Raw genomic sequence first — 12965 nt, forward strand, 5'->3', positions numbered from 1 at the left:
GCTGCGCGCCTTGGGGTGGGGCGTCGGCGCTGCGCGCCTTGGGGTGTGGAGTGAGGGGAAGCCGCTGGCGCGGCTTCCGGGTGGGTGCGCTGTGCGCCCCCGGGGGTGTGGAGTGAGGCGTCGGCGCTTCGCGCCGCCGGGCCGGCGACTGCGGGGGCGACCGTTCGAGGGCCTGTGCTTCGGGGGAGTTCCCCACGGTTGGCGGGCTGGAGGGGGCGGTGACCGGGGACAATCCGGTAGCCGCGTACGGGAGTAAGGGGACGTTCGACACGCCTGCGCGCGTACGGGAAACGCGCCTGGATGGACCACGACGCTGCAGTACGCGCGTAGGTGTGTCGGGCGGCCCCGACCCACGACGGGACTGCGGCGCACCACAGCTGAAGGCGAGGTGCACCCTCGCCCGGCAGTGAGCCGACAGCGGAGAGAGACCCCCTATCCAGCCCGCCCGGCGTTTGAGGGCGAGGCGCGCCAGCGCCGAAAAGCCCGGCCGGCGCTTGAGGCCTCCGGCCGAAGGCCGGATGCGCGACAGCCGACGCAACCGGCAGCCAAAGACCGACACCCACGGCCACCGGCCGGAAGCACACCGCCGCGCGACGTGGGTAGGCGACACGCGGCGCGAACCGATGGAGTAGGGTTTATCTCGACATCGAGATATCTGCCACAAGAGACGCCGCACCGGCAAGAGTGGCCCCCCAGCCCCGCATAGCGGAGAGTGGGGCGTACCGGCAGGTTCGCGGTGAAACGCATAAACAGCTAAAAGGAGACGTCGTGTCGGCGAACAGCTTCGACGCCCGCAGCACACTGCAGGTGGGTGACGAGTCGTACGAGATCTTCCGGCTGGACAAGGTGGAGGGCTCCGCCCGCCTCCCGTACAGCCTGAAGGTGCTGCTGGAGAACCTGCTCCGGACGGAGGACGGCGCGAACATCACCGCCGACCACATCCGGGCGCTCGGCGGCTGGGACTCCCAGGCGCAGCCGAGCCAGGAGATCCAGTTCACCCCCGCCCGCGTGATCATGCAGGACTTCACGGGCGTGCCCTGCGTCGTGGACCTCGCCACGATGCGCGAGGCGGTGAAGGAGCTCGGCGGCGACCCGGCGAAGATCAATCCGCTCGCCCCCGCCGAGATGGTCATCGACCACTCGGTGATCGCGGACCGCTTCGGCACCCCGGACGCCTTCCAGCAGAACGTGGAGCTGGAGTACGGCCGCAACAAGGAGCGCTACCAGTTCCTGCGCTGGGGCCAGACCGCGTTCGACGAGTTCAAGGTCGTCCCCCCGGGCACCGGCATCGTCCACCAGGTGAACATCGAGCACCTGGCCCGCACCGTCATGGTCCGCGGCGGCCAGGCGTACCCCGACACCCTCGTCGGCACCGACTCGCACACCACCATGGTCAACGGCCTCGGCGTCCTGGGCTGGGGCGTCGGCGGCATCGAGGCCGAGGCCGCCATGCTCGGCCAGCCGGTGTCGATGCTGATCCCGCGCGTCGTCGGCTTCAAGCTGACCGGCGAGCTGCCGACCGGCACCACCGCCACCGACCTGGTGCTGACGATCACCGAGATGCTGCGCAAGCACGGCGTCGTCGGCAAGTTCGTCGAGTTCTACGGCGAGGGCGTCTCCCAGATCCCCCTGGCCAACCGCGCCACCATCGGCAACATGTCGCCGGAGTTCGGTTCGACCGCCGCGATGTTCCCCATCGACAGCGAGACGATCAACTACCTCCGTCTCACCGGCCGCCCCGCGCAGCAGCTCGCGCTCGTCGAGGCGTACGCCAAGGAGCAGGGTCTGTGGCTGGACCCCGCCGCCGAGCCGGACTTCTCCGAGAAGCTCGAGCTGGACCTCGCCACGGTCGTCCCGTCCATCGCCGGCCCCAAGCGCCCGCAGGACCGGATCGTGCTGGCGAACGCTGCCGAGCAGTTCAAGGCGGACGTCCTGAACTACGTCGACGACGCCGACGAGTCCGGCAAGGAGTCCTTCCCGGCCTCCGACGCCCCGGCCGCCTCCAACGGCGTGCCGACCCGGCCGACCACGGTCACGGCCCCTGACGGCTCGACGTACGAGATCGACCACGGCGCCGTCACGGTCGCCGCGATCACCTCCTGCACCAACACCTCGAACCCGTACGTCATGGTCGCCGCGGCGCTCGTGGCGAAGAAGGCCGTCGAGAAGGGCCTGTCGCGCAAGCCCTGGGTCAAGACCACCCTGGCCCCCGGGTCCAAGGTCGTCATGGACTACTACGACCGGGCCGGCCTCACGCCGTACCTGGACAAGATGGGCTTCAACCTGGTCGGCTACGGCTGCACCACCTGCATCGGCAACTCCGGCCCGCTGCCGGACGAGGTCTCCAAGGCCGTCAACGAGCACGACCTGGCCGTCGTGTCCGTCCTCTCCGGCAACCGGAACTTCGAGGGCCGGATCAACCCCGACGTCAAGATGAACTACCTGGCCTCCCCGCCGCTGGTCGTCGCGTACGCCATCGCCGGGTCCATGAAGACGGACATCACCAAGGACGCCCTGGGCACCGACAAGGACGGCAACCCGGTCTACCTCAAGGACCTGTGGCCGTCCGAGAAGGAGGTCGAGCAGGTCGTCGCCTCCGCCATCGGCGAGGAGATGTTCGCCAAGTCCTACGAGGACGTCTTTGCCGGCGACGCCCAGTGGCAGGCGCTGCAGGTGCCGACGGGCAACACCTTCGAGTGGGACGCGGAGTCCACCTACGTCCGCAAGCCCCCGTACTTCGACGGCATGGGCATGGAGCCGGCGCCGGTGTCGGACATCTCCGGAGCCCGCGTGCTGGCGAAGCTGGGCGACTCGGTCACCACCGACCACATCTCCCCGGCCGGCGCGATCAAGGCCGACACCCCGGCCGGCAAGTACCTCACCGAGCACGGTGTGGAGCGCCGCGACTTCAACAGCTACGGCTCGCGCCGCGGCAACCACGAGGTCATGATCCGCGGTACGTTCGCCAACATCCGGCTGCGCAACCAGATCGCGCCGGGCACCGAGGGCGGCTTCACGCGGGACTTCACGCAGGACGACGGGCCGGTCTCGTACATCTACGACGCCTCGCGCAACTACATCGACCAGGGCATCCCGCTGGTCGTCCTGGCCGGCAAGGAGTACGGCTCCGGCTCGTCCCGCGACTGGGCGGCGAAGGGCACCGCGCTGCTGGGCGTCAAGGCGGTCATCGCCGAGTCGTACGAGCGCATCCACCGCTCGAACCTGATCGGCATGGGCGTGCTGCCGCTGCAGTACCCGGAGGGCGCCTCGGCGGAGTCCCTGGGGCTGACCGGCGAGGAGACGTTCTCCTTCGCGGGCGTCGAGAAGCTGAACGACGGCGAGACCCCGCGCACGGTGAAGGTCACCACCGACACCGGCGTGGAGTTCGACGCGGTCGTGCGGATCGACACGCCCGGCGAGGCGGACTACTACCGCAACGGCGGCATCATGCAGTACGTGCTGCGGTCGCTCATCCGTAAGTAATCACGTGCGCTTGTAGGCGCCGTGTGCAAGTACAGGCAACACCTTTAGGTGCCGCATGCATTTAGATGCGAATGCGTCATCGGCCGACGGGGCCGTCCCACTTTTCGGGGCGGCCCCGTTCGCGTTTCCGCGCCTCTGATCGGGCTCGGGGCGACCCATGATTTTGCCCGTCTATGACCGCAAGGAAACGTTGTCACCACCAGGATTGTGGTGACGAACTACGCCGAACGGCTCATTGGCCGCGAGTGCCGCATGGGTTCTGGTACCGCTCCCACTGGACCACCTGGGGTCGCGTCCAGGTCTCAACTCGGGAAAGACTGCCGACCAAACCGGTATTCGATCTTGCCCACTTGACGGGAAGTGGACTATACCTGTCGCGTCCGGAGGCGAACGGTGAACGTGCGTCCGAGGATCCGGGGGGTGGCGTGTGCGTCGAGGCGTACGGCCGACCGTGCGTACCCTTCCCCGGTGAGCCACCCAGCAAGATCCAGTACCAAGCTGATCGCGGCGATGCCTGTGGAGAGTGAGGACTTGAGCATGGGATCCACCACCGACGTAGGCCATCGCGATCTGATCAGGAGCACGACTGTCGCTCCGGCCGCGACCCCGGCGACCGCATTTCCGACATTGCTCAGCTGATCACCCTCGGTGCCGCCGAGCGGCTTCGAATCGACGGCGAAACGCCCCCGATGTGTATATCTTCGCCACCAGCTCATGCGGAGAATCACATGAACGGCGCACTCGAAAGACGGTGTGTCGAGCGCATCGCCGTCCAGGCCCGACGGCCGAACAAGCAGCAAACCCATGAAGATCCATTCGATCAGTGAGGATGCAGAGATGACCACTCGTACCGGCCTCGACAGGCGAATGTTCCTGCGCGGAGCTATCGCGACGGCAGCCATGGCATCGATGGCGGCCGCGTGCAGCTCTCCCTCCTCCGACGAGAACGAGAAGAGCGGTCCGAAGGGCAAGACCTCGGACAAGAACCCGTTCGGCGTCGCGAAGAACTCCAAGGTCGAGGCGTGCATCTTCGACGGCGGTTACGGCACCGACTACGTCGACTTCGCCAACAAGGTCATCGGGGCCCAGGTCGCCGGTGTCAAGGTCGAGGTCAAGCCGGTCGTCGACATCGCCCCGGAGCTGCAGCCCCGGTTCGTCGGCGGGAACCCGCCGGACCTCATCGACAACTCCGGTGAGGACCAGATCGGCTTCCTCGGCATTCTCGACCAGCTCGAGACGCTGGACGACGTCCTCGAGGCCAACAACTACGAGGGCCAGAAGATCGCCGACACGATCTACGCCGGCGTCAAGACGCCCGGTACGTTCAACGGCAAGTTCGTCGGCCTGAACTACGTCATGACGGTGTACGGCGTCTGGTACTCGAAGACGCTGTTCGACGCGAACGGCTGGACCGCGCCGAAGACCTGGGAAGAGGCGCTCGAGCTCGGCCGCCAGGCGAAGAAGAAGGGCAAGTACCTCTTCGTCCACGGCAAGGAAGCCGCGACCTACTACCAGACGCTGCTCATCGACTCGGCGATCAAGGAGGGTGGCGACGAGGTCCGCATCGCCCTCGAGAAGCTGGAGCCGGACTCCTGGTCGCACCCGGCCATCCAGGGCGTCCTCAAGATCATGGAGACCATGGTCAAGGAGAAGATGTTCGTCCCCGGCGGCTCCGGCACCCAGTTCCAGAAGGCGCAGGCGTCCTGGTCCAACGACCAGAAGGCGCTCCTGTACCCGACCGGTGGCTGGATCGAGAACGAGATGAAGGACGCCACCAAGGCCGACTTCCAGATGACCGGCATCCCGGAGATGACGCTCACCGCCAGCCCGAAGATGCCCTACGAGGCCGTGCACGCGGCCGCGGGTGAGCCGTTCATCGTCCCCAAGGCGGCGAAGAACGCGGCCGGCGGCAAGGAGGTGCTGCGGGCCATGCTGTCGAAGGAGGCGGCCTCCAACTTCTCCAAGACCAAGCTGGCCCCGACCATCGTCAAGGGCACGGTGCCGGAGGACGGCTACGGCTCGACGGCGCTGGTCTCGCAGTCGAAGATGCTCGCCGACGCGGGCGACAACATCTTCGACTGGAAGTTCGTCGGCGCCTACGGCATCAACACCGACATGCTGGTGCCGTGGAACTCGTTCCTCTCCGGTGACCTCGACGCCGCGGGTCTGACCAAGGAACTGCAGAAGATCTCCGACAAGATCGCCAAGGACGACTCCATCGAGAAGTTCGAGGTCAGCTAGCACCCCCATGAAAGAAAAGATCACCACCCCCGAAGCCGCGAGCCGCCGGTCCACGCCGGCCGCTCGCGGCGGGCGGCCCCGGCGCCGCAAACTCACCGTCGACCGGGTGACGTTCTTCCTGGCGTTCCTCGGTGTCCCGCTGGCCGTCTTCGTGACCTTCGTCCTGTATCCGTTCGTTCAGGCGATCTTCTGGGCGATGACCAACTGGCGGGGCTTCAGCCCGGAGTACGACTTCGTCGGGCTGGACAACTTCACCAAGATGTTCGAGGACGACGTCTTCCAGAAGGCGTTGCGCAATGTGGCGTTGCTGGCGGCCGTTGTGCCGTTCGTGACGCTGTCGCTCTCCCTCGCGGTCGCGGTGGCCGTGACCCTGGGCGGCCCCAGCAGGGGCGCCGTCCGAGGGATCGGGGGTGCGTCGTTCTACCGCATCGTCTCCTTCTTCCCCTACGTCGTGCCGGCGATCATCGTCGGTCTGATCTGGGCGCAGATGTTCGACCCGAACGCCGGTCTGGTCAACGGTTTCCTCACCAAGATCGGACTCGATCAATTCGAGGCGTTCGCCTGGCTGGGTGAGAAATCGGCGGCGATGCCGTCCCTGATGTTCGTCTTCGTCTGGGGACTCGTCGGGTTCTACGCGGTGCTCTTCATCGCGGCGATCAAGGGAGTTCCCGCCGAGCTGTACGAGGCGGCCAGGATCGACGGGGCCGGCCGGTTCCGGACGACGATATCGGTCACCCTGCCGGCGATCCGGGACAGCGTGCAGACGGCGTACATCTATCTGGGTATCGCCGCGCTGGACGCGTTCGTCTTCGTACAGGCGCTGCTGCCGAACGGCGGGCCGGACAACTCGACCCTGACGATCAGCCAGCGGCTGTTCAACGTCGCCTTCCGGCAGCAGCAGTTCGGATACGCCACCGCGATGGGCGTGGTCCTCGCCGTCGTCACCCTGGTGTTCGCGGCGCTGGTGTTCCTCGTCAACCGGCTGACCGGCGGTGGCGAGAGCGACGGCATGGAGAAGGCGCGTGGGCTCAAGTCTCGGCGTGCTCGAGCAGAAGGAGCCGCTCAGTGAGCACCGTAACCGCCGACCGGAAGATCCGGGACCGCAAGATCCGGCGGGCCGCCGCGGGCAGCGACCGCACCGTCGCGGTGATCTCGCACGTCCTGCTGATCGCGTGGTCCGTCATCGTGATCGTGCCCATGCTGTGGGTACTGATGTCGTCGTTCAAGTCGACCGGCGAGATCCTGTCGTCGCCGTTCTCGCTGCCGGACCACTGGCGGGTCGAGAACTACACGAACGCGTGGACCGACGCGAACATCGGGAAGTACTTCCTCAACTCGGTGATCGTCGTCACCTGCGCGCTGGTCCTGGTGATGCTGCTGGGCGCGATGTGCGCCTACATCCTCGCCCGGTTCCAGTTCCCCGGGCGCCGGGTGATCTACTACGTGATGCTGGCCGGGCTGACGTTCCCCGTCTTCCTGGCGATCGTCCCGCTGTTCTTCCAGCTGCAGAACCTGGGGCTGCTGAACACGCGTCCGGGACTGATCCTCACCTATGTCGCGTTCGCACTGCCGTTCACGATGTTCTTCCTCTACGCGTTCTTCCGGTCGCTGCCGAACGACGTGTACGAGGCCGCGCTGATCGACGGCGCGGGTGACTGGCGGGCGTTCTTCCAGGTGATGCTGCCGATGGCACGTCCCGGGATGGCCGCGGTGGCGATCTTCAACTTCCTGGGGCTGTGGAACCAGTTCCTGCTGCCGGTCGCGCTCAACACCGACCAGAACAAATGGGTCCTGACCCAGGGGATGGCTGCCTACGCGTCCTCGCAGGTCTACGACATCGACTACGGCGCGCTCTTCGCGGCGATCGTGATCACCGTCGTGCCCGTGCTGGTCGTGTACGTCCTCTTCCAGCGCCGGATCGCCGGATCGGTGTCGCAGGGCACCTTCCGCTGACTTCCGCCGTCCGACCGCCCGCCTGGGTCAACAACCGTTGACCCAGGCGGGCGGTCGTATGCCGGCGTGCGCCAGAGACTAAATTTCCCCCCATACCGGGTCACAGTCGCATCAAGGTCTTGACGCAGATATCACCCTCCACCGAGCCTAGACTTCACTAGTTGTAGACAGTAGGGGGCACATCGCTGTGCCCTGAGAGGCGGGCGGCCGTCGTGCCGCCCCGTCCCAGGCGGGAGTGGATGGTCGTGGAGACTCCGGGTTCGCAGTCGTCGCTGCACCGGGCCAATCTCGAGCGGGTCGTACGCGCCGTACGGCTGGCCGGATCGCTCACCCAGGCGGAGATCGCCAGAAGCACCGGGCTGTCCGCCGCCACCGTCTCCAACATCGTGCGTGAGCTGCAGGACGGCGGCACGGTGAGCGTCACCCCGACCTCGGCCGGCGGCCGCCGGGCCCGGGCGGTGTCGCTGAGCGGGGACGCCGGCATCGTGATCGGCGTGGACTTCGGGCACAGTCATCTGCGGGTGGCTATCGGCAACCTCGCCCATCAGATCCTGGCCGAGGAGTCCGAGCCCATCGATGTGGACGCCTCCGCCGCGCAGGGGCTGGACCGCGCCGAGAGCCTCGTCAAGCGGCTGGTCGCGGCCACCGGGGTGGCCGCCGAGAAGACCATCGGCGTGGGGCTGGGCGTCCCCGGCCCGATCGACGTCGCCACCGGGGTGCTGGGCTCCACGTCCATCCTGCCGGGCTGGGCGGGCACGAATCCGCGTGAGGACCTCGCCGAGCGCCTCGGTGTGCCCGTCTACGTCGACAACGATGCCAACCTCGGTGCCCTGGGAGAACTCGTCTGGGGTGCCGGACGGGGCGTGAAGGATCTGGCGTACATCAAGGTGGCCAGCGGGGTCGGTGCCGGACTGGTGATCAACGGGCAGATCTACCGGGGTCCGGGCGGTACGGCGGGTGAGATCGGCCACATCACGCTGGACGAGTCGGGTCCGGTCTGCCGCTGCGGCAACCGGGGGTGTCTGGAGACCTTCACCGCGGGCCGGTACGTGCTGCCGCTCCTCGAGGCGAGCCACGGCCCGGATCTGACTGTTGAACGCATGGTCCAGCTGGCGCGCGAGGGCGACCCCGGCTGCCGCCGGATGGTGGGCGACGTCGGCCGGCACATCGGCAGCGGCGTGGCCTCCTTGTGCAATCTCTTGAACCCGAGCCGGGTCGTGCTGGGCGGCGATCTCGCGGAGGCCGGGGATCTGGTGCTCAACCCCATCCGGGAGTCCGTCGCGCGCTACGCGATCCCCAGCGCGGCCCGGCAACTGGCCCTCGCCGGAGGGGCGTTGGGCAGTCGCGCGGAGGTGCTCGGGGCGCTGGCCCTGGTGCTGAGCGAAATGGGCGATACGTCCGTTTTGGACGGAATCATCCCATCCCAGGTTCCTGCGTTCACGTAAGGAACAAAAGGCATCGTTGCCATGTCGTTAATAATTTACTTATTGACGATATGGCGCTTGCCGAGTTGACTTCTCTCCACCTCGGCCGCAGCGACGCGGCCTCGTCAGGGAGGTACTCCTCTTCTTATGAACGCCAAGATTCGTAGCGCCGTCGTCGGCGCGGTCGCTGTCTCGATGGCCCTGTCCATAGCCGCCTGCGGTAAGGCCGGCGACGACGACAAGGACAAGGCCGCCGGCTCCGGCGACAAGGGTGGCAAGTCCATCGGCCTGCTGCTGCCCGACACCACCACCGCCCGGTACGAGAAGTTCGACAAGCCGTACTTCGAGAACAAGGTCAAGGAGCTCTGCTCCGACTGCACCGTCGAGTACGCGAACGCCGGCGCGGACCCGGCCAAGCAGGCCCAGCAGGTCAGCACCATGATCACCAAGGGCGTCAAGGTCATCGCGGTCAGCGCCCAGGACGCCGCGGCCATCAAGTCCTCCGTCGAGGAGGCCACCTCCAAGGGCGTCAAGGTCATCGCGTACGACCGTCTCGCCCAGGGCCCCGTGTCCGCCTACGTCTCCTTCGACAACGAGAAGGTCGGCCAGCTCCAGGGCGAGGCCCTGCTCGAGGGCATGGGCGACAAGGCGGACCCGAAGGCCAAGGTCGTCATGATCAACGGTGACGACGCCGACCCGAACGCCGCCCAGTTCAAGAAGGGCGCGCACGGCGCCCTGGACGGCAAGGTCGACATCGCCTACGAGCAGACCGGTCTGTGGAAGGACACGGTCGCCGCGGAGAAGATGTCCGCCGCCATCACCCAGCTGGGCAAGAAGAACATCGCGGGCGTCTACTCCGCGAACGACGGCATGGCCGGCGGTATCGCCAACGTCCTCAAGGGCGCGGGCCTCAGCAGCCTCACCCTGACGGGCCAGGACGCCGAGCTCGCCGCCATCCAGCGGATCGTCGCCGGCACCCAGTACGCCACGGTCTACAAGGCGTTCAAGCCGCAGGCCGAGGCCGCCGCCGAGCTCGCGGTCAAGCTGCTGAAGGGCGAGGACATCTCGTCCGTCGCGACCGCCGAGGTCACCTCCGGGTCCAACGACAAGGTCCCCGCGCAGCTGCTGACCCCGGTCTCGGTGACCCAGAAGAACATCAAGGACACCGTGGTCAAGGACGGTCTCTACACGATCGACGAGATCTGCGCCGGCGAGTTCGCCGCCGCGTGCGCCAAGGCCGGCCTCAAGTAACCGGCCCGGTCCGGCCGCCCTCGGGGGCGGCCGGACCGGAAACCACGCCTCACGGGTCCCGACGGGACCCGGCATCCTCCCCGTCGGCCCTTGCCCCGTTCCCTTCCCTCCGCGGGAGCGAACGGGGCAGGGGCCGGTCGGGGCAGCGCAGGGTCCGCGCCCCACGGCGCACCCCCCACTCCGTACATCCTGTGCGTTAGCACAACCCTCGCGTCCTGCCCGCAGGACGCGGCATCCCCGCCGGTCAGGCGGCGAAGGAGATGATTCACGTGTCCGCTACGCCCGTGCTGGCGTTGCGCGGAGCCTCCAAGCGATTCGGTGCGGTCCAGGCCCTCACCGACGTCGATCTTGAGGTCCACGCCGGAGAGGTCGTCGCACTGGTCGGCGACAACGGCGCCGGAAAGTCCACGCTGGTCAAGGCGATCGCCGGCGTCCATCCCATCGACGAGGGTGCCCTCGAGTGGGAGGGCCGGCCGGTCTCCGTCAGCAAGCCCCACGACTCCCAGGAACTCGGCATCGCCACCGTCTACCAGGACCTCGCCCTGTGCGACAACCTGGACGTCGTCGGCAACCTCTACCTCGGCCGGGAGCTGCGCCGCCGCGGCGTCCTCGACGAGGTCACCATGGAGCAGAAGTCCCGCCAGCTGCTGGACACCCTGTCCATCCGTATCCCGAGCGTCCGGATCCCCATCGCGGGCCTCTCCGGCGGTCAGCGTCAGGTCGTCGCCATCGCGCGCGCCCTGATCGGCGAGCCCAAGGTCGTCATCCTCGACGAGCCCACCGCGGCCCTCGGCGTGGAGCAGACCGCCCAGGTCCTCGACCTGGTCGAGCGGCTGCGCGAGCGCGGCCTCGGCGTCATCCTCATCAGCCACAACATGGCCGACGTCAAGGCGGTGGCGGACACCGTCGCCGTGCTGCGTCTGGGCCGGAACAACGGCACCTTCCCCGTGAAGGACACCAGCCACGAAGAGATCATCGCCGCCATCACGGGCGCCACGGACAACGCCGTGACCCGTCGCGCGGAGCGTCGCACCACGGAGGCGGCAAAGTGACCGACCTGACCAAGAGCAAGGTCCCGGCCCAGGTCGAGGACCCCACCGCCGCGGCGGTGGCCACGGCCGCCGTCGACCCCCGGCTGCTCGTCCGCGAAGAGGGCTTCAAGGGCTACCTCAAGGACTTCAAGCGCCGGGTCAAGGGCGGTGAGCTGGGATCCATCCCGGTCGTCATCGGCCTGATCGCCATCGCGGTGATCTTCCAGCTCAAGAACGACCGCTTCCTGAGCGCCGACAACCTGTCGGACATCGCCTACTACCTGGCCGCCACCGGCATGCTCGCCATCGGCCTGGTCTTCGTGCTGCTGCTCGGCGAGATCGACCTGTCGGTCGGCTCGGTCAGCGGTCTGGCCTCCGCCGTGTTCGCGGTGGTCGTCGTACGGCACGGGATGGACGCCTGGCTGGCGCTGCTGCTCACGATCGTCACCGGTGTGGCGATCGGGGCGCTGCACGGATGGTTCTTCGCGCGGATAGGGGTGCCGGCGTTCGTCGTGACGCTGGCCGGCTTCCTCGGGTGGAACGGTCTGATGCTGTGGCTGCTCGGCTCCAGCGGCACCATCAACATCCCGTCGGACGACGGGCCGGTCAAGCTGCTGGGGAAGGGCTCCTTCCTGCTGGACCAGGACATTGCCGGCGCCTATCTGGTGGCGGGGCTCGCGGTGATCTCGCTGCTCGTGGGGTCCTTCATGGACCAGCGGCGGCGGCGGGCGGCCGGTGTGCCGTTCCGGCCGACCAGCGAGATCCTGATCCGGGTCGTCGCCCTGGCGATCGTGTCCTTCGCCGCGGCGGTCATGTTCAACAGCTCGGCCGGTGTGCCGAACGCGCTGGTGATCTTCCTGGTGTGCCTGGTGATCGTCGACTTCATCCTGCGGCGGACGTCGTTCGGCCGGAAGGTCTTCGCGGTCGGCGGCGGGGTCGAGGCGGCGCGGCGTGCGGGTATCAACGTCGAGCTGGTCCGGATCACCGTCTTCGCGATCGCGGGCGGCTTCGCGGCGATCGGCGGGATGTTCTTCGCGGGTCAGACCGCGAGCGCCACGATGATGGCCGGTGGGGGCAACACGCTGATGCTGGCGATCGCCGCCGCGGTCATCGGTGGTACGAGCCTCTTCGGCGGGCGGGGCACGGTGTGGTCGGCGCTGCTGGGCATGCTGGTGATTCAGTCGATCTCGACCGGGCTGTCGCTGCTGAACATGGAGGCTTCGATTCAGTACATGATCACCGGCGGTGTGCTGCTGGCGGCGGTCATCATCGACTCCGTGTCGCGCAGGACGCAGAAGACTGCGGGCCGCGCCTGACCGCGGTTCCGCGGACCCCGCCTCGGCGCGTTGCGCCCGGGCGGGGTTTTCTGCGTTCCTGGGGTTTGGGGGGCGCCCCCCCGGGCGGCGGCTTCCGCCGGGGGCGGGTGGTCGGGTGCGTTGGGCGCCGCGCCGCCGGCTCCCCGCGCCTGCGGCGCGGGGCGGTTGCCCACCCACGGCCGCCCGTTTCGGGGTGACAGGGCTGGCGTAGCCGGCGGGGGCGGGCGTTGTCGGCGGTGGGGTGGGCCGTTGGTGGTTGTGGGGGT

At 67.9% G+C, this 12965-nt stretch carries 8 protein-coding genes; all 8 read left to right on the forward strand.

Going from position 1 to position 12965, the window contains the following annotated elements:
- The first annotated feature begins 768 nt into the window (after window positions 1-768).
- The 8 genes from acnA to SRB5_RS35210 all read left to right on the forward strand — a co-directional run bounded on the left by acnA (window position 769) and on the right by SRB5_RS35210 (window position 12699).
- Entirely contained in the window at window positions 769-3483 is a 2715-nt protein-coding gene (gene acnA / locus SRB5_RS35175) for an aconitate hydratase AcnA (RefSeq protein ID WP_323379022.1), read from the forward strand.
- Between the two features lie 837 nt (window positions 3484-4320).
- A complete protein-coding gene (ngcE, locus tag SRB5_RS35180; RefSeq protein WP_153457843.1) occupies window positions 4321-5724 on the forward strand; it encodes an N-acetylglucosamine/diacetylchitobiose ABC transporter substrate-binding protein in 1404 nt (467 codons plus the stop codon).
- 7 nt (window positions 5725-5731) lie between these two features.
- Window positions 5732-6793, forward strand: coding sequence for a carbohydrate ABC transporter permease (locus SRB5_RS35185; protein ID WP_153457845.1), 1062 nt, complete (start codon window positions 5732-5734; stop codon window positions 6791-6793).
- The gene (locus SRB5_RS37665) at window positions 6790-7677 is read left to right on the forward strand and encodes a carbohydrate ABC transporter permease (RefSeq protein WP_323379023.1); all 888 of its coding nucleotides are present in this window, start codon (window positions 6790-6792) and stop codon (window positions 7675-7677) included. Before SRB5_RS35185 ends, SRB5_RS37665 begins: the two co-directional genes overlap by 4 nt.
- A gap of 245 nt (window positions 7678-7922) precedes the next feature.
- Window positions 7923-9122 carry an ROK family transcriptional regulator gene (locus SRB5_RS35195; protein ID WP_323379024.1) on the forward strand — a complete coding sequence of 400 codons (1200 nt, stop codon included), beginning with the start codon at window positions 7923-7925 and terminating at the stop codon, window positions 9120-9122.
- A gap of 126 nt (window positions 9123-9248) precedes the next feature.
- A complete protein-coding gene (locus tag SRB5_RS35200; RefSeq protein ID WP_153457849.1) occupies window positions 9249-10352 on the forward strand; it encodes a sugar ABC transporter substrate-binding protein in 1104 nt (367 codons plus the stop codon).
- A gap of 260 nt (window positions 10353-10612) precedes the next feature.
- Window positions 10613-11404 carry an ATP-binding cassette domain-containing protein gene (locus SRB5_RS35205; RefSeq protein ID WP_153457851.1) on the forward strand — a complete coding sequence of 264 codons (792 nt, stop codon included), beginning with the start codon at window positions 10613-10615 and terminating at the stop codon, window positions 11402-11404.
- Window positions 11401-12699 carry a sugar ABC transporter permease gene (locus SRB5_RS35210; RefSeq protein ID WP_323379026.1) on the forward strand — a complete coding sequence of 433 codons (1299 nt, stop codon included), beginning with the start codon at window positions 11401-11403 and terminating at the stop codon, window positions 12697-12699. The genes SRB5_RS35205 and SRB5_RS35210 overlap by 4 nt, the downstream gene beginning before the upstream one ends.
- The last annotated feature ends 266 nt before the right edge of the window (window positions 12700-12965 follow it).

This window comes from Streptomyces smaragdinus (assembly GCF_009604385.1).
Classification (GTDB): domain Bacteria; phylum Actinomycetota; class Actinomycetes; order Streptomycetales; family Streptomycetaceae; genus Streptomyces; species Streptomyces smaragdinus.